This window comes from Pseudomonas sp. AM14(2022), from assembly GCF_036346455.1.
Taxonomy (GTDB): domain Bacteria; phylum Pseudomonadota; class Gammaproteobacteria; order Pseudomonadales; family Pseudomonadaceae; genus Aquipseudomonas; species Aquipseudomonas putida_A.
Map to the genome: position 1 here is coordinate 42,542 of NZ_JAOTNY010000020.1, position 24,255 is coordinate 66,796.

Sequence of the window (24,255 nt, forward strand, 5' to 3'; positions counted from 1 at the left end):
GCCTGTGGGTATTCCGTTCCCGCAGCCGCCAGCCAAGCATAACCAAGGAACTGCCCATGAGCGCCAGCACCTCTGCCACCCTGCGTCACGACTGGTCTTTAGCCGAAGTCAAAGCGCTCTTCGTACAGCCATTCAACGACTTGCTGTTCCAGGCGCAGACGGTGCACCGTGCACATTTCAACGCCAATCGTGTGCAGGTTTCCACGCTGCTGTCGATCAAGACCGGCGCCTGCCCGGAAGACTGCAAGTACTGCCCGCAGTCCGGTCACTACAACACCGGCCTGGAAAAAGAAAAGCTGATGGAAGTGCAGAAAGTCCTCGAAGAGGCTGCCCGCGCCAAAGCCATCGGCTCGACCCGTTTTTGCATGGGGGCGGCGTGGAAGCACCCGTCGGCCAAAGACATGCCGTATGTGCTGAAGATGGTCGAAGGCGTGAAAGCCATGGGCCTGGAAACATGCATGACTCTCGGTCGTCTTGATCAGGAACAGACCGAGGCGCTGGCCAAGGCCGGCCTGGATTACTACAACCACAACCTCGACACCTCGCCTGAGTTCTACGGCAGCATCATCACCACCCGCACCTACAGCGAGCGCCTGCAGACCCTGGCCTACGTGCGCGAGTCGGGAATGAAGATCTGCTCCGGCGGCATTCTCGGCATGGGCGAGTCGCTGGACGACCGCGCCAACCTGCTGATCCAGTTGGCCAACCTGCCGGAGCATCCGGAATCGGTGCCGATCAACATGCTGGTGAAAGTCGCCGGCACGCCGCTGGAAAACGCCGATGACGTCGATCCGTTCGACTTCATCCGCATGCTCGCCGTGGCGCGCATCCTCATGCCGCAATCCCACGTACGCCTGTCCGCCGGCCGCGAAGCGATGAACGAGCAGATGCAGGCGTTGGCGTTCTTCGCCGGTGCCAACTCGATTTTCTACGGCGACAAACTGCTGACCACCGCCAACCCGCAGGCCGACAAGGACATGCAACTGTTCGCGCGCCTGGGCATTCAGCCGGAAGCGCGCGAAGAGCATGCCGATGAAGTGCATCAGGCCGCGATCGAGCAGGCGCTGGTGGAGCAGAAGAGCAGCGAGCAGTTCTATAACGCGGCGGTCTAAACCTGCGCGGATTTCTCTGAAGGAATGCAAAACCCCTGTGGGAGCGGGCTTGCTCGCGAAAGCGTCAGTGCGGTCGACATTACGTTGAATGTCAGACCGCCTTCGCGAGCAAGCCCGCTTCCACAGGGAATCTGTGTCACTTGAAAGTCGAGGCCTGCATGTCTTTCGATCTCGCCGCACGCCTTGCTGCCCGCCGTGCCGAAAATCTCTATCGCCAGCGTCCGTTGCTCGAGTCCCCGCAGGGGCCTGAAGTGGTGGTCGACGGCCAGCCGTTGCTGGCGTTCTGCAACAACGACTATCTCGGACTGGCCAATCACCCGCAGGTGATCGAAGCCTGGCGCGCCGGTGCTGAGCGCTGGGGCGTCGGTGGCGGAGCGTCGCATCTGGTGATCGGCCACAGCGGCCCGCATCACGCACTGGAAGAAGCCCTCGCCGATCTCACCGGCCGGCCGCGTGCGTTGCTGTTCACCACCGGCTACATGGCCAATCTCGGCGCGGTCACGGCGCTGGTCGGGCAGGGCGACTCGGTGCTGGAAGACCGGCTCAATCACGCCTCGTTGCTGGATGCCGGTCTATTGTCCGGCGCCCGTTTCAATCGTTATCTGCACAACGACGCCGACAGCCTGGCCAAGCGCCTGGAGAAAGCCACCGGCAATACGCTGGTGGTCACCGACGGCGTGTTCAGCATGGACGGCGATCTTGCCGATCTGCCGGCGCTGGCGCGTGAGGCCAAGGCCAAAGGCGCGTGGCTGATGGTTGATGATGCCCATGGCTTCGGCCCGCTCGGTGCCAATGGCGGCGGGATCGTCGAGCATTTCGGCTTGAGTCAGGACGATGTGCCGGTGCTGGTTGGCACCCTCGGCAAGGCGTTCGGCACCGCCGGTGCTTTCGTCGCCGGCAGCGAAGAGCTGATCGAAAGCCTGATCCAGTTCGCCCGGCCCTACATCTACACCACCAGCCAGCCACCGGCGCTGGCCTGTGCGACGCTGAAAAGTCTGGAATTACTGCGCAGCGAGCATTGGCGACGTGAGCACCTTAACCTGCTGATCCGCCAATTTCGTCGAGGGGCCGAGCAGATCGGTCTGCAGCTGATGGACAGCTTCACCCCGATCCAGCCGATCCTGATCGGCGATGCCGGTCGAGCCGTGCGCCTGTCGCAGCTGCTGCGCGAACGCGGCTTGATGGTCACGGCAATCCGTCCGCCTACCGTCCCGGCAGGAAGTGCACGCCTGCGCGTGACCCTGACCGCCGCTCACAGCGAGGCGCAGGTGCAGCTATTGTTAGAAGGACTGGCCGATTGCTTTGCCCAACTGCCGCCGGAGCCAAGCCATGCGTGATCGCCTGATTCTGCTGCCCGGCTGGGGCCTCGGTGTTTCGCCGCTGGAGCCTCTGGCCGCCGCTTTGCAAGGGCTTGACGAGCATCTGCATGTCGAGATCGAGCCGTTGCCGGAGCTGGATTCCAGCGACCTGCAGGACTGGCTCGACGAACTCGATGAATGTATTCCTCAAGACGTGTGGCTGGGCGGTTGGTCGCTGGGCGGCATGCTTGCCTCTGAACTGGCAGCACGTCGCGGCGAGCGTTGCTGCGGTCTGCTGACGCTGGCGAGCAATCCTTCATTTGTCGCCCATGAGCGTTGGCCGAGTGCGATGCCGGGCGAGACGTTCGATGCATTTCTCGCCAGCTGCCAGACCGACCCGCGGATGACCCTAAAACGGTTCTCGTTGTTGTGTGCTCAGGGCGCGCAGGACCCGCGCGGCATGTCGCGGCTGCTGCTGGGTGGCGCGCCGGCCACTTCGCCGCAAGCGTTGATGGCCGGGCTTGAACTGCTGGCGCAGATCGACACGCGCGAAGCGTTGCAGGCGTTTCGCGGCCCGCAGTTGCACTTGTTCGCCGGTCAGGACGGCCTGGTGCCGGCAGAAGCGGCGGGAGCGTTGTTTGCGCTGTTGCCGGATATCGAAATTGGTCTGATCGAACAGGCCAGTCATGCATTTCTTCTGGAAGACCCCCATGGCGTGGCGGGAGCGATCCAGGCATTTCTACACGAGCGCGGTGATGACTGATTTGTCTCTTGTTGCGCTGCCCGGCGGCTTGCCCGACAAGCGCCAGGTCGCGGCCTCTTTCTCCCGTGCGGCGGCCAGCTACGACAGCGTTGCCGAGTTTCAGCGCGACGTCGGTTCGCAGTTGCTCGCGCGCTTGCCAGCGGGTTTTGTGCCGGCACGCTGGCTGGATCTGGGCTGCGGCACCGGCTATTTCACTCGCGCATTGGCCGAGCGATATGTCGAAGGTCAGGGGCTGGCGCTGGATATCGCCGAGGGCATGCTCAATCACGCACAACCATTGGGCGGCGCGCAGCACTTCATCGCGGGTGATGCGGAACGTCTGCCGTTGCAGGATTCAACCTGTGAGCTGATCTTTTCCAGCCTTGCGGTGCAGTGGTGTGCGGACTTCGAATCGGTGCTCAGCGAAGCCTTTCGTGTGCTCAAGCCGGGCGGGATTTTCGCGTTTGCTAGTCTTTGTGTAGGGACCTTGTACGAGTTGCGCGACAGTTGGCGGCAGGTCGATGGTCTGGTGCACGTCAACCGCTTCCGCGAATTCGCCCGGTATGAGCAGTTGTGTGCCGAAAGTGGCTTGCGTACGGTGAGTCTGCAGAATAAGGCGCATGTGTTGCACTACCCGGATGTGCGCAGCCTGACTCACGAACTCAAGGCACTCGGCGCGCACAATCTGAACCCCGGTCGGCCGGGTGGCTTGACCGGACGCGCGCGGATTCTCGGTCTGGTCGAGGCTTACGAGCAGTTCCGTCAGGCACAGGGATTGCCGGCGACTTACCAGGTGGTCTACGCCGTGTTGGAGAAACCCTTATGAGCGCAGCCTATTTCATCACCGGGACTGACACCGATGTCGGCAAGACCACCGTGGCTGCCGGGTTGCTGCATGCTGCGCGCTCGGCAGGGCTGAGTACGGCGGCGGGGAAACCGGTGGCTTCGGGTTGCGAGGTAACGCCCAAGGGTTTGCGCAATGCCGATGCGCTGGCGTTGCTCGCCGAGTGTTCGGTGCCGCTGACTTATCAACAGGTCAATCCAGTGGCATTCGAGCCGGCCATCGCGCCGCATCTGGCAGCGCGTGAGGCCGGCGTCGCGCTGACCGTGCAATCGCTGCTGGCGCCGATGCGCGAAATCCTGGCGCTGAATGCCGATTTCACGTTGATCGAAGGGGCGGGTGGCTGGCGGGTGCCGTTGGCCGATCAGGACAATCTGTCGGATCTGGCCATCGCGTTGAAGCTGCCGGTGATTCTGGTGGTGGGTGTGCGCCTGGGCTGTATCAGTCATGCCTTGCTGACCGCCGAGGCAATTGCTCGCGATGGCCTGCAACTGGCGGGTTGGGTGGCCAATATCATCGATCCGAAAACCTCGCGTCTGGAAGAGAATCTGGCGACGCTGGCCGAGCGGATTCCCGCGCCTTGTCTGGGGCGGGTACCGAAACTGAAGTCGCTTAGCGCCGAGGCGGTGGCCGATCATCTGCAACTCGATCTGCTGGATTAATGCTTTTGGCTATGACAAGGCACTGTGCCATCAGTATTTTTGACGGGTGTTTTTCTGGCGCCTCTGCTTCAATGGCAACCATTGATCCTTCCCAAGGATGAGAGCTCCCATGGAAATCTCCGGTAACACAGCTTTTTATGCGGGTTTGAGCACGATTCAGACCGGTCAGAACCGTGTCGATCAGGCGGCCAGCCAGATCGCCAACAACACCATCGAGCGTTCGGTCACCAGCCAGTCTTCCGAGGCGCAGGTCGATCGTCTGCGCGGTATCGACCGCAGTCAGCAAATGGATCCGGGCAGCGCGATGGCCGAGATGGCTCAAGGCAAGTTTCAGGTGGAGCTAGGCACCAAGGTCGCCAAGGCTTCCGATGAAATGCTCGGGACGATCATCGATACATTTGCCTGATTTTTCGTGTCTCCTGCCTGCTGAACGCCGCGTCTTGTCGCGGCGTTTTTCGTTGTAAGTCCTTCTCCCTCAACTAATCTTTTTTCATTGCCCGTGACGCTTTGCAGTTCATGGCGGTTTGCCGTGTCCGGCATTTGAAAAAAGTCATGACGAACGGCAAAAGATCGACGCTTGACAAGATTTCGGCGTAAACGTATGTTTCAAACAACTGTTTGACCGTCACAACAAATCAACGCGGTCGTTCATTCCCGGTTACATCAGCAGAGGTTTATCGCTATGCCTGACTACAAGGCCCCCTTGCGTGATATTCGCTTCGTTCGTGACGAACTGCTCGGCTACGAAGCGCACTATCAGAGCCTTCCAGCTTGCTCCGAAGCAACGCCGGACATGGTTGACGCCATTCTTGAAGAAGGCGCCAAGTTTTGTGAGCAGGTACTGGCACCGCTGAACCGCGTGGGCGACCTCGAAGGCTGCACCTGGAGCGAGTCCGGTGTGAAAACCCCGACTGGCTTTAAAGAGGCCTACAAGCAATTCGTCGAAGGCGGCTGGCCAAGTCTGGCGCACGACGTCGAGCACGGCGGTCAAGGCCTTCCAGAGTCGTTGGGTCTGGCTGTGAGCGAAATGGTCGGTGAAGCCAACTGGTCGTGGGGCATGTACCCAGGCTTGTCGCACGGCGCGATGAACACTATCTCCGAGCACGGTACCCCTGAGCAGCAAGAAGCCTATCTGACCAAACTGGTTTCCGGCGAATGGACCGGCACCATGTGCCTGACCGAACCGCACTGCGGCACCGACCTGGGCATGCTGCGCACCAAGGCCGAACCTCAGGCTGATGGCTCCTACAAGGTTTCCGGGACCAAGATTTTCATCTCGGCCGGTGAACACGACATGGCCGACAACATCGTCCACATCGTACTGGCCCGCCTGCCGGACGCTCCGGCTGGCACCAAAGGCATTTCCCTGTTCATCGTTCCAAAGTTCCTGCCGAACGCCGATGGCACCATCGGTGCGCGCAACGCAGTGAGCTGCGGTTCGCTGGAACACAAGATGGGCATCCACGGCAACGCCACTTGCGTGATGAACTTCGACGGTGCCACCGGTTTCCTGATCGGCCCGGCGAACAAAGGCCTGAACTGCATGTTCACCTTCATGAACACCGCACGTCTGGGTACCGCGCTGCAAGGTCTGGCCCATGCCGAGATCGGCTTCCAGGGTGGCCTGAAATACGCTCGTGATCGTCTGCAAATGCGCTCCCTGACTGGTCCGAAAGCGCCGGACAAGGCCGCTGACCCGATCATCGTGCACCCTGACGTACGTCGCATGCTGCTGACCATGAAGGCATTCGCCGAAGGCAACCGCGCGATGGTGTACTTCACCGCCAAACAGGTCGACATCGTCAAATACGGCGTCGACGAAGAAGAGAAGAAGAAGGCCGACGCACTGCTGGCGTTCATGACGCCAATCGCCAAGGCGTTCATGACCGAAGTCGGTTTCGAAGCCGCCAACCACGGCGTGCAGATCTACGGTGGCCACGGCTTCATCGCCGAGTGGGGCATGGAGCAGAACGTTCGCGACAGCCGCATTTCGATGCTGTACGAAGGCACCACCGGTATCCAGGCACTCGACCTGCTGGGCCGTAAAGTGCTGATGACTCAAGGCGAGGCTCTGAAAGGCTTCACCAAGATCGTCCACAAGTTCTGCCAGAACAACGAAGGCAACGAAGCCGTCAAAGAGTTCGTTGCACCGCTGGCTGCACTGAACAAGGAATGGGGCGAGCTGACCATGAAGGTCGGTATGGCTGCCATGAAAGATCGCGAAGAAGTCGGCGCGGCCTCCGTGGACTACCTGATGTACTCCGGTTACGCCTGCCTGGCCTACTTCTGGGCCGACATGGCACGTCTGGCCGCCGAGAAGCTGGCAGAAGGCACCGGCGACGCCGCGTTCTACACCGCCAAGCTGCAAACCGCGCGCTTCTACTTCCAGCGAATCCTGCCACGTACCCGTACCCACGTGGCCACCATGCTGTCGGGCGCCAACAACCTGATGGACATGAAAGAAGAAGACTTCGCCCTGGGCTACTAAGCCTCAACGCGGTCTGACGAAAACCGCTGCTCCCTTGGGGGCAGCGGTTTTTTTGTTTCCGAATCGCTCAGAAACCCGGGTTTTCTGCCGTTAAAGAGACTGCGTGTGATCTGGATCACATTGTGTGTGCTTAACTGGCCACATTGCAGGCACAATGCCATCTCTTTGATATGACGGGTCGGAGCTTTACCCTTGCCGCGTTCTTCCGCTGTACGTTTCAGCCATTTCCTACCTTCACTGCTGTTGTTGCTCGCGGGGTTGGCGGCTGCGTACGTCAAAGACCTCAACGTGTTCTTCACTTCGCTGTTCAACGTGTTGCCGACCCTGGTTCTGCTGTTGGGCGGCGCTTACTGTGCGGTTTACCGACGTCAGCGCGAGCTGTTTCTGATGCTCACGGTGTACATCGCCTACTTCTTGCTCGACACCCAGACCGACTATTACCGCGACAATGGCAAGGTGCGCGAAGACGCCGCCGTGGTGTTTCACCTGGTCTGTCTGCTGTTGCCGTTGCTGTTCGGGCTGTTCGCGGCGTGGCAGGAACGTACCCATCTGTTTCAGGACATGGTCGCGCGCTTCGCCGTGTTGCTGGCCTTTGGCAGTGTTGCTCTGGGGCTTGAACAAAGTTATCCGCAGGCGCTGCTGATGTGGCTCTCGGAAATCCGCTGGCCGGCGCTGCACGGCGCCTGGATGAGCCTGATCCAGATGTCCTATCCGGTATTCCTCTCGGCATTCCTGTTGCTGGCCTGGCAATACTGGCGCAATCCGCGTCCACTGCACGCGGCGCAGCTGGTCGGGTTGCTCGGGGTGTTCTGGATGCTGCCGAAAACCTTCATCCTGCCGTTCACCCTGAACATCATGTGCAGTCAGGTGATGCTGATGATTGCCGCTGCCGTGGCGCATGAGGCCTATCAAATGGCCTTCCGCGATGAACTCACCGGTCTGCCGGGGCGTCGTGCGCTCAATGAACGGATGCAGCGCCTGGGGCGCAACTATGTGCTGGCGATGAGCGACGTCGATCACTTCAAGAAATTCAACGACACCCACGGTCACGACGTCGGTGACCAAGTGCTACGGCTGGTCGCCAGCAAGCTGTCGAAAATCAGCGGTGGCGGTAGGGCATATCGCTATGGTGGTGAGGAATTCGCCTTGGTGTTTGCTGGCAAAACCCTCGAGGAGTGCATGCCGCACCTGGAAGTCATCCGCGAGTCGATTGCCTCCTACAACATCCAGTTGCGAAATCAGGAGAGCCGTCCGCAGGACGATCAGCAAGGTCGTCAGCGTCGTAGCGGCAGCGGTGCTTCCAGTGTGTCGGTCACGGTCAGTATCGGTGTCGCCGAGCGTGTCGAGCAACGGACGCCGGAAGAAGTCCTCAAGTCCGCCGACCAGGCGTTATACAGCGCCAAGGGCGCCGGGCGTAACTGCGTCATGGCGTTCGGACAGAACCGTCGCGGCGCGGTGCGCATGGACAGCGCCGCTGGCTGACTCAAGCCACACGTCATCACTCAAAAGCCCGCTGATTGCGGGCTTTCTTTTATCTCTGAATGTCGGTGACCAAAAATAACAAATCAGTCACCGGTTGACCCTATGTGTCGCAAAAGTTGTTGAGGTACACTCGGCCTCAACGAAAACACTCTTCCACGAATCACCTGTTTAGATCTTGCGAGGTTTGCCATGGCTGACTACAAAGCGCCGCTGCGCGATATGCGCTTCGTCCTCAATGAAGTATTCGAAGTCGCCAAACTCTGGGCTGAACTGCCGGCCTTGGCCGAGACTGTCGATGCGGAAACCGTAGAAGCCATTCTCGAAGAAGCCGGCAAGGTCACCAGCAAAAGCATTGCGCCACTGAGCCGTGCGGCCGACGAAGAAGGCTGCCACTGGAAGGACGGCGCCGTCAGCACCCCGGCCGGTTTCCCACAGGCCTATCAGACTTACGCTGAAGGCGGCTGGGTCGGTGTCGGTGGCGATCCGGCCTACGGCGGCATGGGCATGCCCAAGGCTGTCTCGGCGCAGGTCGAAGAGATGGTCAACTCCGCCAGCCTGTCGTTCGGCCTGTACCCGATGCTGACCGCCGGCGCCTGCCTGTCGATCAACGCCCACGCCAGCGAAGAGCTGAAGGCCGCCTACCTGCCGAACATGTACGCCGGCATCTGGGCCGGTTCCATGTGCCTGACCGAGCCGCACGCCGGCACCGACCTGGGCATCATCCGCACCAAGGCCGAACCGCAGGCCGACGGTTCCTACAAGGTCAGCGGCACCAAGATCTTCATCACCGGCGGTGAGCACGACCTGACCGAGAACATCATCCACCTGGTGCTGGCGAAACTGCCGGACGCACCTGCTGGCCCGAAAGGCATCTCGCTGTTCCTGGTGCCGAAGTTCATGGTCAATGCTGATGGCAGCCTGGGCGCGCGCAACCCGGCGAACTGCGGTTCGATCGAACACAAGATGGGCATCCAGGCGTCCGCGACCTGCGTGATGAACTTCGATGAAGCTGTGGGCTATCTGGTCGGCGAGCCGAACAAGGGCCTGGCGGCGATGTTCACCATGATGAACTACGAGCGTCTGGGCGTCGGTATTCAAGGTCTGGCCAGCGGTGAGCGTTCCTATCAGAACGCCGTCGAATATGCGCGCGATCGTCTGCAGAGCCGTTCGCCGACCGGCGCGCAGAACAAGGACAAGGTTGCCGACCCGATCATCGTTCACCCGGACGTGCGTCGCATGCTGCTGACCATGAAAGCCTCGAACGAGGGCGGTCGCGCCTTCTCCACTTACGTGGCGATGCAACTCGACACCGCCAAGTTCAGCGAAGACGCGACTACCCGCAAGCGCGCAGAAGATCTGGTCGCGCTGTTGACTCCGGTGGCCAAGGCATTCCTCACCGACCTGGGCCTGGAAACCACCGTGCACGGCCAGCAGATTTTCGGCGGCCACGGCTACATCCGCGAGTGGGGTCAGGAGCAACTGGTGCGTGACGTGCGCATCACCCAGATTTACGAAGGCACCAACGGCATTCAGGCGCTGGACCTGGTCGGGCGCAAGATCGTCGGCAGCGGTGGCGCGTTCTACAAGCTGTTCGCTGACGAGATCCGCCACTTCACCGCGACCGCCAGCGCTGACCTCGGTGAATTCACCAAGCCGCTGAACGATGCCGTCAGCACCCTCGACGAGCTGACGGCGTGGCTGCTGGATCGGGCGAAAACCAATCCGAACGAAATCGGCGCGGCCTCGGTCGAATATCTGCAAGCGTTCGGCTACACCGCTTATGCCTACATGTGGGCACTGATGGCGAAAGCCGCGCTAGGCAAAGAAGCCCAGGAGGATTTCTACGCCAGCAAGCTGGGTACCGCACGCTTCTATTTCGCCCGTCTGCTGCCGCGTATCCACTCGCTGAGCGCATCGGTGAAGGCTGGCAGCGAGTCGCTGTTCCTGCTGAATGCTGAGCAGTTCTGATGATGTAACGTCATGTAAGCATTCTCTTACATGACGTGCTGCTGTTCTCCCATAGGCGTAGATTGGATCCACAGCTAATCTACAACTCATGGACGTCGCGCAGGAAGCGCAAAGCAACAACACGGACACGTAGGATTCTGCCAGGGTGGCGGAGTGAAATGGATGTCAGGGAAACAGTCTGCAAAGCCCCGCTTCGGCGGGGTTTTCTTTTGCCTGCAGAAAAGTTTTCAGGCCAGCGGATCCAGTGGCGGCGCGGCTTTTAGCGGTTTGTCTTCACGCTGAATCACTTCTTCCAGCAATGTGCGCAGTAACGCCAAAGACGCCTGCTGGCGTTGCACATCGCGGCACACCAGCCCAACCTTCAGCGGCACCCGTGGTTCGCTCAACGGCTTCCACAACAGATCCTCATCGTCGTATTCCTTCTGTGAACGCCCGGGCAGCACCGTCGCCAGTTTGGTGTGCGGCAGACTGTCGAGAATCCCCAGCATATTGTTCAGCTCGGCCTGCACTTGCGGGCGCCGACCCAGGCTGGTCAGTTGCGCCTGCCAGATCTGCCGGATCTGAAACTCTTCGCCCAGCAGCAACATCGGCAATTCCGCTGCCTGCCGCATCGAGACCTTCTTGAATTCACGCAGCGGGTGATCCGCCGGGATGACCAGCGTCAGCTCATCTTCATACAACATCACGCCATGCAGCCCCGGTTGGCGCGGCGGCAGGTAGCTGATGCCGATGTCCAGTGAGCCGTTGAGCAAACGGCGCTCGATCTCCAGCCCCGTCAGTTCATAGATCTGCACCACAAGATGCGGCTGCGCCTTGCGCACCCGTTCGAGCATTTGCGGCACAAGGCTGGTGTGCACGGTTTGCAGTACGCCGATCGCCAGCGTGCGCAAGGCCTGCCCCTTGAAGTTGCCCAGCGCTTCCCGCGCCCGCTGCAAACCGTCGAGCAGCGGCAGGGCGTGGTTGTACAGCGTGTGCGCGGCAAGGGTTGGCAACAGGCGTTTGCTGCTGCGTTCGAACAGCGTGACGTCGAGGTTCTGTTCGAGCTGGCGAATCTGCTGCGACAGCGCCGGTTGCGAAATCGACAGGCGTTCGGCGGCCCGGCCGACATGACCCTCTTCGTAGACCGCGACGAAATAACGCAGTTGTTTGAAATCCATAAGTAATGCTTATCGAAAATGCTGGTAAATCGAAATGGCCCGAAGCCGTCAGTGAGCCTAGTCTAACCGTAATCACAAGGCTTACAGGGCCAGATAGCGCGATGAATAGCGTTTGCTTCGACAATGTTTGCATAGGCGGTTCAAAAAACCTCAAGCGAGGTTTTTTGCAATGAATCTGTTCAGTCTGCGGCGTCAGGCGCCGAGTCTCGATGACCTCGCTTTCGAGGCCGGTCCACCCCAGGCAGGCGATAGCCTGAATGCCGAGCGACTGATGCCCAGCGTCGAGCGACCGGCGCAGGTCTTCGTGCGTGGCCAGGGATCCTGGTTGTGGGACAGCAACGACCGCGCTTATCTCGACTTCTCCCAGGCCGGCGGCGCCAACAGCCTCGGCCACAGCCCTTCGGCGCTGGTCAAAGCCATCGCCAGTCAGGCCCAAGCGCTGATCAATCCCGGTTTCAATCTGCACAACCGCGGCATGCTCAGCCTTGCCGAGCGCCTGTGCGCCAGCACTTCCAGCGATCAGGCTTACCTGCTCAATAGCGGCAGCGAGGCCTGTGAAGCGGCGATCAAACTGGCGCGCAAATGGGGGCAACTGAATCGCGGCGGCGCCTCGCGGATCATCGTCGCGAAGCAGGGTTGCCATGGCCGCAGCCTGGCAACGATTTCCGCGTCGGACAGTTGCAACCTGCACAACCGCTTCGCACCGTTGCTGCCGGGTTTCGATCTGGTGCCGTTCAATGACTTGCCTGCGTTACATGCCGCCGTCGATGCGCAAACCGTGGCAATCATGCTCGAACCGATCCAGAGCGATGCCGGGGTGATTCCGGCCACCGAGCATTACCTCAAAGGCGTCGAGCGTCTGTGCCGAGAATTGGGCATTTTGCTGATCCTCGACGAAGTGCAGACCGGCATCGGGCGCTGCGGCACATTGCTCGCCGAACAGTCCTACGGCGTGCGCGCCGATATCGTTGTGCTCGGCAAAGGCCTCGGCGGCGGTGTTCCTCTGGCGGCGTTATTGGCCCGTGGCAAGGCCTGCTGTTTTGACGCCGGTGAACTGGGCGGCACCCATCACGGCAACGCGCTGATGACAGCGGCCGGTCTGGTGGTGCTTGATAGCGTGCAGGATCGGGTATTTCTCGAGCAGGTCAAAGACCTCGGTCAGCACCTGCGCGAAGGTCTAGCTCGATTGGCACACCGCTACGGGCATGGCGAACTGCGTGGTCAAGGCCTGTTCTGGGGACTGAGCCTGTCAGAGGATTCCGCCGATGCCGTAGTCAAAGCCGCCTTGCACGAAGGCCTGCTGCTCAACGCGCCGCAAGCCAACTGCCTGCGTTTCACCCCGCCACTCACCGTCAGCAAGACCAACATCGACGAAATGCTCCTGCGCCTGGCCCGCGCCTTCTCGCGAGTGCGTACCGCGCAACTGCAATGCCGCAAAGGGATTGCCGTCTGAGCTGAAGTTTCCTACCCGATTTGAAGAACCGTCTCGCGGTATAACGCACGCCCCACGCCTGATTCTTTTGGCGTGGGGCGTTTTTTTGTGCCCGATGGTGGCGATCAAATGGCGTTTGCACTGAACCCTGACGAACGGCGCAGGTCGATTAGCTTGTATGGCTCATGTGAGCCAACCCCCATTCAGGAGCTGACCCATGGACTTCATTCGTATCATCATCGCTATTCTGTTGCCGCCACTGGGTGTGTTTCTGCAGGTCGGGTTCGGCGGGGCGTTTTGGCTGAACATTCTGCTGACGCTGTGCGGCTACATTCCCGGGATCGTGCATGCGGTGTACATCATCGCCAAGCGCTGAGTATCGCCGAGTCAGATAAAAAGCCATCGCGAGCAGGCTCACTCCCACAGGGGATTTGTGTTGTGAACACGGTCAACTGTAGGAGTGAGCCTGCTCGCGATAGGGGCACCGCTATTTTGAAATGTAAATGCGGTGTTTAGTCCGCCAATCCCATCACCCGCCGATAAAACCGCCACTCCTGCTCCAGCGCATGCGCCTGATTGGCGGCGCGACGGAAACCATGGCGTTCGTCGGCGTAGTAATGCGCCTCGACCGGGATGCCGTTTTGCTCCAGCGCCGCGACCATGTCGCGGGTCTGTTGCGGCACCACCACCGCATCCAGTTCACCCTGGAAGAAAATCACCGGCACACGGATGTTGCTCGCATGCAGTAGCGGCGTGCGGGCGGCGTAGCGCTCGGCATCCTGTTCGGGATCGCCGATCAGCCAGTCCAGATAATCACCTTCAAACTTGTGGGTCGCCCGGGCGAGTGCCACCGGGTCGCTGACGCCATAGAGGCTGGCGCCCGCGCGGAACACCTGCTGAAACGCCAACGCGCATAACGTGGTGTAACCCCCGGCGCTGCCGCCGCGGATAAACGCGCGCTCGCCGTCGATCAGACCTTGCTCGGCCAGATACGCCACCACCGCGCAAGCATCCTCGACATCCACCTCACCCCAACTCAGATGCAACGCCTGACGATATTTGCGACCGTAACCGCTGCTGCCGCGATAGTTGAGGTCGGCGACGGCGAAACCACGCTGCGTCCAGTACTGAATGCGCGGGTCGAGCATCGGGTAGCAGGCCGAGGTCGGGCCGCCGTGGATGAATACCACCAGTGGCGGCCGGGCTTCGTCGTTCATCGCCGGATAAAAGAAGCCGTGAGCCTCACCGCTGCCGCTCGGGTAGCGCAAGGTCTGCGGACGGCTGATGCGCTCCGCCGGCAGAGGTGCAACACCACCGGCCAGCACTTGCACCGAGTGGGTCGTGCGATCGATGGCGATCACCGCCGAAGGGCTGATCGGCGAGGCGGTAATGCAGTAGATGAATTGCTGATCCAGCGCCAGATGGCGGAAGCGGCTGTAGTCGCCGGTGAAGTCTTCGCCGTCGAGCGCCAGGCGACCAAAACCGCCTTCGCTCCAGCTCGCCAGAAACGAGTCGCCCACCGGCAACCAGGTACAGCCACCCATTTGCCACGGGGCGGGCGCATGATCGGCCTCGGCACAGGACAGTCGCTGCAAACCGTCGGACGTTTCGCCCCACGGCTGCCAGAAACCGCCGCGATCAGTCAGGCATAACAAGCGTCCTTTCGCGTCGAACCGCGGTTGCTGGATCGACTCTTCAAGGTCAGCCCCCGCCACGCAACGCGGTGCGCCAAAGCCACCCTCAGCCAGACGCTCGGCCACCATCAATCGCGTGGATGTCCAAGGCTGATGCGGCCGACTCCACTCGATCCAGGCCAATCGCGAACCGTCCGGGCTGATCACCGGTGCTGCATAAAAATCCGCACCTTCAGCCAGCAAATGCCGGGTGCCGTCGGCCAGATCAATCGCTACCAGCCGATGCTGGTCGCGCAGTTCCTCGACCGCCAGCACCTGGCCGCAAGCAAAATGCAGATCGCCATAACGACACTCGCCAGACGTCAGCGCCTCAGGCGCGCCATCCAGCGTCTGCCGATACAACTGCTGATCCGCCTCATTGACGAAAACCACCCCGTCCGGCGTCAGACAAAACGCGCCACCGCCATATTCGTACACCCGGCTACGCACACTGAAACCATCCGGCGTCAGACATTTCGCCGCGCCGTCTCGCCAGTGCCAGATCCGGCACGCAGCATCTTCGGGGCGATATTCATTCCAGAACAAACCGCGGGCACCGAGTTGCAGTTCGGCGAAATCCATTCCGGCGGCGACAGCCTGGGCGGCGCTGAAAGGCTCAGCCCTTGGCGATGAGGCGTGAGTTTCGTTCATTACGGAAGGCCAGTTGTTCGATGGTCTGAGTGGCGGTCTCGGCTTCTTCGCGGGCCTTGAGAATCACGCCGTGATGTTCGGACTTGCTGCACACCGGGTCGGCATTGCTCGCGTCCCCCGTGAGCATGAACGCCTGACAGCGGCAGCCGCCGAAATCCTGCTCCTTCTCGTCGCACGAGCGGCACGGCTCGGGCATCCAGTCGTAACCGCGAAAGCGGTTGAAGCCGAACGAGTCGTACCAGATATGCTGCATGCTGTGGTCGCGCACGTTGGGAAATTGTACCGGCAGCTGTCGGGCACCATGACAGGGCAGGGCAGTGCCGTCCGGGGTAACCGTCAGAAAGATGCTGCCCCAACCGTTCATGCAGGCTTTCGGGCGTTCTTCGTAGTAGTCCGGGGTGACGAAAATCAGCTTGCACGGATGCCCTTCGGCTTCCAGTTTGACGCGGTATTCGTTGGTGATACGTTCGGCACGCACCAGTTGCTCTTTGGTCGGCAACAGGCCGACACGGTTGAGCTGCGCCCAGCCGTAGAACTGGCAGGTGGCGAGTTCGACGAAGTCCGCTTCGAGCGCGATACACAGCTCGATGATGCGGTCGATCTTGTCGATGTTGTGCCGGTGGGTGACGAAGTTCAGCACCATCGGATAGCCGTGGGCCTTCACCGCGCGAGCCATTTCCAGTTTCTGCGCGAAGGCTTTTTTCGAGCCGGCGAGCAGGTTGTTCACTTGCTCGTCGCTGGCCTGGAAACTGATCTGGATGTGATCGAGGCCGGCCTTCTTGAAGTCGCTGATCTTCTGCTCGGTCAGACCGATGCCTGAGGTGATCAGGTTGGTGTAGAACCCCAGCTGCCGCGCTTCACGGATCAGTTCGGCGAGGTCCTGGCGCACCAGCGGCTCACCACCGGAAAAGCCCAGTTGCGCCGCGCCCATCTCCCGAGCTTCGCGGAAGACCTTGATCCACTGCTCGGTGCTCAGCTCTTTGCCCTGCTCGGCGAAATCCAGCGGATTGGAGCAGTACGGGCATTGCAGCGGGCAGCGGTAGGTCAGCTCGGCGAGCAGCCACAGCGGCAGGCCGACTTCAGGTTTTGGCGGTACTTGCACCGATGCCTCAGGCAAGTTCGATCCAGTGCTGCGCACGGGCAACCTCCATGAATTGCTCGATGTCTTCACCGAGCTCGGGCACGCCGGGAAACTGCTCGTCGAGTTTGGCGATGATCGCCGCGACATCGCGTTCACCGTCGATCAAGCCGCCGATCAGCGCGGCGCTGTCGTTGAGCTTGATCATGCCCTCGGGGTAGAGCAGCACGTGACCTTTTTGCGCCGGTTCGTACTGGAAACGGTAGCCGGGACGCCAGGTCGGGATCTTGCTGCGATCAAAACTCATAGGGTGATTCCTTTGTGCCAGACCCGCTGCTCGGTGACGCTGTGGTACGGCGGGCGGTTCAGTTCGTAAGCCATGCTCATGGCATCGAGCATGCTCCAAAGAATGTCCAGTTTGAACTGGAGAATTTCCAGCATGCGCTCCTGACCCTCGCGGGTCTTGTAGTGCTCGAGCGTGATCGCCAGACCGTGCTCGACATCGCGCCGCGCTTGACCCAGGCGAGTGCGGAAATATTCGTAACCGGCCGGATCGATCCACGGGTAATGCTGCGGCCAGCTGTCGAGGCGCGACTGGTGAATCTGCGGCGCGAACAGCTCGGTCAACGAGCTGCTGGCGGCTTCCTGCCAACTGGCGCGGCGGGCGAAGTTGACGTAGGCGTCGACGGCGAAACGCACGCCGGGCAGCACCAGCTCCTGGGAGCGCAGCTGATCCGGGTCGAGGCCGACCGCCTGACCGAGACGCAGCCAGGCTTCAATCCCGCCGTCTTCACCGGGGGCGCCATCGTGGTCGAGCAGGCGTTGAATCCACTCCCGGCGAATCTCGCGATCCGGGCAATTGGCGAGGATCGCCGCGTCTTTCAGGGGGATGTTCACCTGATAGTAGAAGCGGTTGGCGACCCAGCCCTGAATCTGCTCGCGGGTGGCACGGCCTTCATACATCGCCACGTGATACGGATGGTAGATGTGGTAGTAGGCGCCTTTGGCGCGCAGGGCGGCTTCGAATTCGGTGGGGGACAGCGGGGTGTCGGTCATTGCGGTTCTCCGGGGGAACAACCCTAGAAATATCTGGTGTCTGTGCCGGCCTTATCGCGAGCAGGCTCACTCCTACAGGTGATCGCATTCCAATGTAGGAGTGAGCCTGCTCGCGATAGACCGCGCAGCGGTCTCAAAGGCTTACAGCACAATACTCATGCCATCAAACGCCACTTCAACATTACGCCGCGCCAGCTCCGCACGCTCCGGCGAATCTTCATCGAGAATCGGGTTGGTGTTGTTGATGTGGATAAGCACCTTGCGCTGCTCAGGCAATTGCTCCAGCACTTCGAGCATGCCGCCGGGGCCGTTCTGCGCCAGGTGGCCCATCTCGCGACCGGTGCGGGTGCCGACGCCACGGCGCTGCATTTCATCGTCATCCCACAGCGTGCCGTCCACCAGCAGGCAATCACTGCCGGCCATGATCTCCAGCAATGGCGCATCAACCTTGCCCAGCCCCGGTGCATAGAACAGTTTGCCGCCGGTGTTCAGGTCTTCGACGATCAGGCCGATGTTGTCGCCCGGGTGCGGGTCGAAACGGTGCGGCGAGTACGGCGGCGCCGCGCTGCGCAACGGCAGCGGGGTGAAGCGCAGGTTCGGGCAGGCCGCAACGGTGAAGCTCTGGTCGAGCTCGATGCGGTTCCAGTTCAGCCCGCCGTTCCAGTGGGTCAGCATCTTGAACAGCGGGAAACCGGTGCTCAAATCTTCGTGAACCATGTCCGTGCACCAGACCTGATGCGGGCAGCCTTCGCGCAGGCTGAGCAGGCCGGTGGTGTGGTCGATCTGGCTGTCCATCAGGATGATCGCGCTGATGCCGGTGTCGCGCAGTGCACGGCCCGGTTGCATCGGGGCGAAGCTCTGCAGTTGCGCACGGATGTCCGGCGAAGCGTTGCACAGCACCCAGTTCACGCCATCATCGGAGATTGCGATGGACGATTGGGTGCGGGCCTTGGCATTCAGGCTGCCGCCGCGAAAGCCAGCGCAATTGACGCAGTTGCAGTTCCACTGCGGAAATCCGCCACCGGCGGCCGAACCCAGAATCTGGACGAACATGAACGCTCCCATCTTTCAACGCTGAAAATAAAACGCCCCGGCGAGCCGAGGCGTTGCACTGCAAGTCTGCGTAGGCAGAACTCAGCGGCTGGCGAAGTACATGGTGACTTCGAAGCCGATACGCAGGTCGGTGTAAGCCGGTTTTGTCCAGGACATAGGGTGACTCCTCATTGGGTGGGTGGGATAGCGCTGTCCATAGTTATAGTCCATGGCCGCGCCGGGATGTTCCAAATAGTTAGGCTGCTATGTTACTCAAAATTTCAACGGTATTGCCCGTGAATCTTTGAGAAAGCTCCTTGCAGCCTTGGTAATGATCATTTTGTCGCTTGCCACGGCGCGCCGGGTGACGATTCGCTGGCCAGGCAGCGCCAGCCGCCCTCGGCGTTGAGCAACCGCTGCGCTGTCGCCAGCAGTGCCGAGCGTTCCAATTGGCCGATGGCCGTGTGCAGTTGCGCCAGGTAATCCGACGAGTGGCCAGCGAGCTTGGCCTGCCACAGCAACTCGGAGGCGTCCTTGTCGGACAGATGTCTCTCAGCGAACTGATCCGCGAGTGACTGGCGCTGCTCGTTGAAACGCTCTTCATCGAGGTTTTCGATAAGCGCAGGAATGCCCTCGAGGAACTGCTGGACATGCCCAAGCAGTTCAACTGGCTCAGTATTTGGCGACTGCACACCAAACAGCAATCCGCTTTGGCCATGCATCTGCCGCAGGGCGCTGAACACGGCGTAGCCCAATTGCAATTCGACTCGCAGGCGTTGATAGAACGGTGTCTGACACAGCTGCGCGAGCAAGCGCCAGGCGGCTTCGTCGGCGATCTCGCGGCCGGTGCTCGGGCAGAACAGCAGCAACGCATGCTCGCTGGACGCGGTGTCGATGTGGCTCCACAGATGTTGCGGGTTGATCGCCGTCGCTGCCGGCAATTGATTGTCCGGTGTGCCGGGGATGCGGCTCAGGGCCAGGCCCATGGCTGATTGCGTCTGTGCGTTGAGGCCAAGGGCCAGTCCGTCCCAGCGCGAAGTTGTCCACAGCTGTTTGACGTCGTTCGACTCGACGGCCGATGACAGACAATATTCAGGCAACGCCTTGAGCAACTGGCGGATCGGTATCAACGGCGCTTCTGGCTCTACGCTCGCTGAATCGGCGTCAATTTGCGTCAGACATTTCAGCGCGTGTTCGAGGACACTGGGCATCGGCTCCTGCAAGCCCGTCAGTTTCAGCAGCCACTGCGTGCCGGTGGCGCTGAACGCCAATTCGACGCCGGCCTGCCGCGCGTCTTCCTGCGTTTCCCACAGACTGCGTCGCAGCTTGCCTTGCAGATCTGTGCCGGCCGCCGCCTGCGTTTGCCAACGCAAGTAAATTGCGCCGTGGTCGCTATGATCCGGCAACGCCTGGCTGAATTGCATCGGCGAACGCTCACGCCGACCGCGCGAGCGATCCTGAGCGAAAGTCCGCAAGCCACGATGGGCGCTGGTCTGGCCGCGAATCAGGCCGGCGTTGGCCAGCGGCTCGTTGGAGCCTAGAAAAGGATTGGCGGCAGGCAGGTGCCAATGGTCGCTGAAGTTATCCACAACGCCGATGTCGCGCAGAATCTGTTTGAGCGCAACGACGCCGTTTTCCGACAGACCGTTTTCGCGTTGTTCACTGTCGAGCCGCGCCAGTTGCAGTGCGCCACTGACTTGCTGCTGACGTTCCAGCAGTTTGGCGTATTCCCCGCGCAGCGCTGCCCAGTCCTGTTGCGCGGCAAAGAAGCTCAACCAGTCCAGCAGCTGTTCACCAATGACGCTGAGGGATTCGGCGGGGGCGGTGAATTGCAGGTGCAGCAGCGCTTGCCCGGCGAAATGATACAGCGGCACGGCTTTCAAACTATCCGCGAGGCGGTGTTGCTGCAAATGGACGAGCAAACCGCCGGGCTTGGCGCTGTTCAGCCAATGGCAGAGAAACGCCAGCGCTTCGGCGGACGAGTCGGGCAGTGCTTCGAAAGCGAACAACAGATGGCTGCTTCGCTCGCCGACCTGTTGATAACTTTTTACCGCCAATGGCAGCGGCGCTGCTTGCTCGACCTTATCCCCAGCCGGCAGCACGGCGGCGAACTGCTGCGCCAGTACGCGCAATTCCTCGATGCTCTGCGGCCCGACCAGGCTCAGCGTCATTTGTCCGGTGCGATAAAACTGCCGGTGGAAATCTTTCAGCGCCTGTTGAAACGCTGGTAACTCAACTTTCAGGCTGTCGCGATTTCCCGCATGAAACCCGCGCAGCGGATGTGCGGCCGGCAATCCCTCGTACAGCGCCAGTTCCTGCTGAGCCGTCGGATCTTGCGACCACGCGACAAATTCCGCGTCCAGCACTTCGCGTTCGCGCAACTGATCGTTCGGATTCATACGCGGCTGGGCGAGCATGTCTGACAGACGCTCAAGCCCGGCGCTGAAGGCCGAGGTCGGCAGTTCGAAGAAGAAGTCGGTGGTGCGTTCACGGGTGCTGGCATTCACTTGCCCACCGTGACTTTGCACGTAGGCCATCAGCGCCTGACTCGCAGGAAAACGCTCAGTGCCGAGAAACAGTAAATGCTCAAGAAAATGCGCCAGTCCCGGCCACTTGAGTGGCACGTCATGGCTACCGGCAGCCACCCGCAACGCAACGGCACTGCGCTTCAAGCCGGGCACCTGACGCAGGGTCACGCGCAAGCCGTTTGGCAGGGTTTCAGTGTGGGGGCGGGGGTGAGTCGGCGCAGGCATGGGCACTTCCAGAACAGTGAAGTGCCAATGCTAGCGGATTGGGTGGGGTCAGCGCTTGTTCAACGCATGGTAAAGCTCGGGACGGCGGTCGTTGAGGTAGCGATTGGCGGCGCGGGAGTCTGCCATCAACTGTCGATCCAGCTCACCGACGATCAATGCTTCATCGAGTCCGGCCTGGGCGATACGGCTGCCGTCCGGCGCGGCGATGCTGCTTTGTCCGCAATAGTGGATCTCGCCTTCCTGCCCGCAATAATTGGCGTACGCCACGTAACACTGGTTTTCGAAGGCACGGGAACGCACGGTAACGTCAGCGACGAAATCGAACGGAATCATGTTTGCCGTCGGCACCAGAATCAGCTCGGCACCGGCCAGGGCCAGACGTCGCGCGTTCTCCGGAAACTCCAGGTCGTAGCAGATCAGAAAACCGAGCTTCCAGCCGTTGAGTTCAACCACCGGAAAATCATCTTCGCCGGGGCTGAACATCGATCGATCGAGATCGCCGAACAGATGGGTCTTGCGGTAATTGCACAGGCGCTCGCCGTGCGCGTCGATCAACTGCACGGCGTTGTAGATCTGCCCGTCGGCCGTGCGCTCGGGGTAACCGTAAGCAATCGCCAGCCCGGCGGCTTTGGCGATTCGACCGATCTGTTGCGCCCATTCACCGTTGTAGACCTCGGCCAGCGTACTGACTGCCTCGGCGCCGATGTTGTAGCCGGTCAGGAACATCTCCGGCAGCACCAGCAGGTCGGCACCCTTGGCCTCCATCGCCAGTTGCTGCAGGCGATGCAGGTTGGCGGCGGGTTCCAGGGGCAGCGGTGGACATTGGTAAAGGGCTACACGCATCGGGGATTCCTCTTACTCGGGCAGGGCGATAGGGCCGATGTCTTTGAACACATCACCCGGGCCCGGGTTCTCTTTATGTGTCGAACCACCGAAATGCTTCATGATTCCCCACACCGCGTTGAGTGAAGTCTGCACCGCGCCTTCGACCCATGCCGGCGTCCACGACACGTCGTCACCGGCGATGAAAATCCCCCGTTGCTCGGCGGGCATGTCGTCCTGCATGAAGTGCGCGTACATGCGCTGGTTGTAGCGATAGTGGCCGGGCAGGGCGCCTTTGAATGCGCCGAGGAAGTACGGGTCGGCTTCCCATGACACGGTGATCGGATCGCCGATGATCCGCGCGGCGATATCGACTTTCGGATAGATCTTCTTCAGCGCGTTCAACGCCAGCTCTACGCGTTTTTCCACCGGGTGCGGCAGCATCTTCAGCGCGTCGCTCATCCACGAGTAGGACAGGCAGATCACCCCCGGCTTGTCGTCACCGTTGTCGAACAGATAGGTGCCGCGGGTCAGGCGATCGGTGAGGGTCATGCTCATCAGGTCGCGACCGGTTTCCGGATCCTTGTCCTTCCAGAATGGCCGGTCGACCATGACGAAGGTCTTCGACGACTGCATGTAGCGCGTGCGATCCAGCGCCATCCACATCTTCTGCGAGAACAGGGTTTCGTCGCATTCGATCTGCGTGGTCAGCAGCCAGCTCTGGCAGGTGGTCAGCACGGCGGCGTATTCGCGGGTGTCGCCGTTGTTGTCGGTGACGGCGAAACGGCCGTCCGGCGCGTGAGCGATTTTCTTCACGCCGGAACGCGGCGCGCCACGGTGCAGGGATTTCAGGCTGGTGCCTTCCGGCCAGTGCACGCAGCGCTCCGGCACATGCCGCCAGATGCCTTGTGGCACTTGTTCTACACCGCCAACCACTAGGTGTTGGTGATCGTCGCAGTTGGTCATCACCACGCGGAAGATTTCCAGCATCGAGTTGGGAAAGTCCGAGTCCCAGCCGCCGGTACCGAAACCGACCTGACCGAACACTTCGCGGTGATGGAACGAGAGTTTGGCGAAGGCTTTGGAAGTGGCAACGAAGTCGTAGAACGTGCGGTCGTCCCACAGCGGAACGAGCTTGTTCCACAGCTCTTTGAGGCGTGGCACATCGCGGTCGCGGATCGCTTGCTGAATATCGGCGAACTGCGAGCCGGCCTCCAGCGCATCCGCCCAGGCGTCAGCCACTTCCTGGAACAGTGCAGGAAGATCCTTCAGGCTTTGTGCGTAATGGGTTTTGCCTTCGAGATCGATCACCGTGCTGCCGGAGGCCGGCGTCAGCGGGTTCGGGAACGGTTTGGTCTCGAGACCGAGCTTGTCGACGTAATGATAAAACGCAGTTGAGGACACCGGGAAACGCATGCCACCCAGTTCCGCGACGATGCCATCGGTGCCGTTGAACGCTTGCGAACGCAGGCGGCCACCCAGTTTCGAGGCCTCGTAAACCACCGGTTTCAAGCCGAGCTTCATCAGTTCGTAAGCGGCCACCAGGCCAGCAATGCCGGCGCCGACAATCGCCACTTCAGCACCATGGTAGTGTTCAGGAATGCTGCCGAGACCGGCCGGGTGTTCGATCCAGTCGTCGAAGGCGAACGGAAAGTCCGGGCCGAAAATGGTGACGGGTTTCTTACCGTCTGCAGGATGGCGATTGTTCTTGTTCATGGCTGACCTTGCTGGCGACCCGACGCAGGATGCGCGTCTGAGTATAGGAAAAGATGCCAGCCATTCTAGGGAGCGTAGAACACGTTAATAAGACGCAAAGTGTCGTCGTTTTGCCATTCTATTGATCAAAGTGACAATCTTTTACTGCACTTCGATCATTGTGGGGGGCTTGCTCGCGAAGGCAATGTTCCCGCCACCAAGGAAGGTGGCTGACAGACCGCTTTCGCGAGCAAGCCCGCTCCCACAGTTGGGTTTGTGTCTGACGCAGATTCTGCGCTCAACCCGGTCAAAC

Annotated in this window: 21 protein-coding genes; 11 read left to right on the top strand and 10 right to left on the bottom strand. The window is 60.9% G+C overall.

All coding sequences use genetic code 11. From position 1 onward, the window contains the following. The first annotated feature begins 56 nt into the window (after positions 1 to 56). From bioB to V3W27_RS25895, 9 genes are all read left to right on the top strand, one after another. Positions 57 to 1,112 carry a biotin synthase BioB gene (gene bioB, locus V3W27_RS25855; protein WP_027610689.1) on the top strand — a complete coding sequence of 352 codons (1,056 nt, stop codon included), beginning with the start codon at positions 57 to 59 and terminating at the stop codon, positions 1,110 to 1,112. Between the two features lie 158 nt (positions 1,113 to 1,270). Further along, positions 1,271 to 2,449, top strand: coding sequence for an 8-amino-7-oxononanoate synthase (bioF, locus tag V3W27_RS25860; RefSeq protein ID WP_330207867.1), 1,179 nt, complete (start codon positions 1,271 to 1,273; stop codon positions 2,447 to 2,449). Further along, positions 2,442 to 3,173 (top strand): alpha/beta fold hydrolase, encoded by a 732-nt coding sequence (locus tag V3W27_RS25865; RefSeq protein WP_330207868.1) that lies wholly within the window; start codon positions 2,442 to 2,444, stop codon positions 3,171 to 3,173. Before bioF ends, V3W27_RS25865 begins: the two co-directional genes overlap by 8 nt. Then, the gene (gene bioC, locus V3W27_RS25870) at positions 3,166 to 3,978 is read left to right on the top strand and encodes a malonyl-ACP O-methyltransferase BioC (protein WP_330207869.1); all 813 of its coding nucleotides are present in this window, start codon (positions 3,166 to 3,168) and stop codon (positions 3,976 to 3,978) included. Before V3W27_RS25865 ends, bioC begins: the two co-directional genes overlap by 8 nt. Next, the gene (gene bioD, locus V3W27_RS25875; protein WP_098965936.1) at positions 3,975 to 4,655 is read left to right on the top strand and encodes a dethiobiotin synthase; all 681 of its coding nucleotides are present in this window, start codon (positions 3,975 to 3,977) and stop codon (positions 4,653 to 4,655) included. The genes bioC and bioD overlap by 4 nt, the downstream gene beginning before the upstream one ends. 109 nt (positions 4,656 to 4,764) lie before the next feature. Further along, positions 4,765 to 5,061, top strand: a complete 297-nt coding sequence (locus tag V3W27_RS25880; RefSeq protein WP_003228898.1) for a hypothetical protein — start codon at positions 4,765 to 4,767, stop codon at positions 5,059 to 5,061. Between the two features lie 276 nt (positions 5,062 to 5,337). Then, positions 5,338 to 7,143 (top strand): phenylacyl-CoA dehydrogenase, encoded by a 1,806-nt coding sequence (locus V3W27_RS25885; protein ID WP_095137437.1) that lies wholly within the window; start codon positions 5,338 to 5,340, stop codon positions 7,141 to 7,143. 192 nt (positions 7,144 to 7,335) lie between these two features. Continuing rightward, positions 7,336 to 8,625 (top strand): GGDEF domain-containing protein, encoded by a 1,290-nt coding sequence (locus V3W27_RS25890; protein WP_098965935.1) that lies wholly within the window; start codon positions 7,336 to 7,338, stop codon positions 8,623 to 8,625. 189 nt (positions 8,626 to 8,814) lie between these two features. Then, a complete protein-coding gene (locus V3W27_RS25895) occupies positions 8,815 to 10,593 on the top strand; it encodes an acyl-CoA dehydrogenase C-terminal domain-containing protein (protein ID WP_096796670.1) in 1,779 nt (592 codons plus the stop codon). Between the two features lie 227 nt (positions 10,594 to 10,820). On the opposite strand, the gene V3W27_RS25900 is transcribed toward V3W27_RS25895, so the two are convergent. After that, positions 10,821 to 11,750 (bottom strand): LysR family transcriptional regulator, encoded by a 930-nt coding sequence (locus V3W27_RS25900; RefSeq protein WP_135296700.1) that lies wholly within the window; start codon positions 11,748 to 11,750, stop codon positions 10,821 to 10,823. A 169-nt stretch (positions 11,751 to 11,919) separates the two neighbouring features. Between V3W27_RS25900 and V3W27_RS25905 the strand changes: the two genes are divergently transcribed. Further along, the gene (locus tag V3W27_RS25905) at positions 11,920 to 13,203 is read left to right on the top strand and encodes an aspartate aminotransferase family protein (protein WP_330207870.1); all 1,284 of its coding nucleotides are present in this window, start codon (positions 11,920 to 11,922) and stop codon (positions 13,201 to 13,203) included. A gap of 196 nt (positions 13,204 to 13,399) precedes the next feature. Further along, complete coding sequence (locus tag V3W27_RS25910) at positions 13,400 to 13,558, top strand: YqaE/Pmp3 family membrane protein (protein ID WP_003228885.1); 159 nt, start codon at positions 13,400 to 13,402, stop codon at positions 13,556 to 13,558. 136 nt (positions 13,559 to 13,694) lie between these two features. Here V3W27_RS25910 and V3W27_RS25915 read toward each other — a convergent pair whose 3' ends face one another. The 9 genes from V3W27_RS25915 to V3W27_RS25955 all read right to left on the bottom strand — a co-directional run bounded on the left by V3W27_RS25915 (position 13,695) and on the right by V3W27_RS25955 (position 23,963). Further along, on the bottom strand, positions 13,695 to 15,506 hold the full coding sequence (locus V3W27_RS25915) for a S9 family peptidase (RefSeq protein ID WP_330207871.1): 1,812 nt from the start codon (positions 15,504 to 15,506) through the stop codon (positions 13,695 to 13,697). Further along, entirely contained in the window at positions 15,472 to 16,644 is a 1,173-nt protein-coding gene (gene pqqE / locus V3W27_RS25920; protein ID WP_330207872.1) for a pyrroloquinoline quinone biosynthesis protein PqqE, read from the bottom strand. The genes V3W27_RS25915 and pqqE overlap by 35 nt, the downstream gene beginning before the upstream one ends. Continuing rightward, positions 16,616 to 16,891 (bottom strand): pyrroloquinoline quinone biosynthesis peptide chaperone PqqD, encoded by a 276-nt coding sequence (pqqD, locus tag V3W27_RS25925; RefSeq protein WP_003228880.1) that lies wholly within the window; start codon positions 16,889 to 16,891, stop codon positions 16,616 to 16,618. The genes pqqE and pqqD overlap by 29 nt, the downstream gene beginning before the upstream one ends. After that, positions 16,888 to 17,640 carry a pyrroloquinoline-quinone synthase PqqC gene (gene pqqC / locus V3W27_RS25930; protein WP_003228879.1) on the bottom strand — a complete coding sequence of 251 codons (753 nt, stop codon included), beginning with the start codon at positions 17,638 to 17,640 and terminating at the stop codon, positions 16,888 to 16,890. Before pqqC ends, pqqD begins: the two co-directional genes overlap by 4 nt. Positions 17,641 to 17,781: 141 nt before the next feature. Continuing rightward, entirely contained in the window at positions 17,782 to 18,693 is a 912-nt protein-coding gene (gene pqqB, locus V3W27_RS25935) for a pyrroloquinoline quinone biosynthesis protein PqqB (RefSeq protein ID WP_330207873.1), read from the bottom strand. Positions 18,694 to 18,774: 81 nt separating this feature from the next. Beyond that, complete coding sequence (gene pqqA / locus V3W27_RS25940) at positions 18,775 to 18,849, bottom strand: pyrroloquinoline quinone precursor peptide PqqA (RefSeq protein WP_003422658.1); 75 nt, start codon at positions 18,847 to 18,849, stop codon at positions 18,775 to 18,777. 158 nt (positions 18,850 to 19,007) lie between these two features. Then, on the bottom strand, positions 19,008 to 21,425 hold the full coding sequence (gene pqqF, locus V3W27_RS25945; protein ID WP_330207874.1) for a pyrroloquinoline quinone biosynthesis protein PqqF: 2,418 nt from the start codon (positions 21,423 to 21,425) through the stop codon (positions 19,008 to 19,010). A gap of 48 nt (positions 21,426 to 21,473) precedes the next feature. Next, the gene (locus V3W27_RS25950) at positions 21,474 to 22,268 is read right to left on the bottom strand and encodes a carbon-nitrogen hydrolase family protein (protein ID WP_041070017.1); all 795 of its coding nucleotides are present in this window, start codon (positions 22,266 to 22,268) and stop codon (positions 21,474 to 21,476) included. A gap of 12 nt (positions 22,269 to 22,280) precedes the next feature. Then, on the bottom strand, positions 22,281 to 23,963 hold the full coding sequence (locus tag V3W27_RS25955) for a flavin monoamine oxidase family protein (RefSeq protein WP_330207875.1): 1,683 nt from the start codon (positions 23,961 to 23,963) through the stop codon (positions 22,281 to 22,283). Positions 23,964 to 24,255 lie beyond the last annotated feature (292 nt).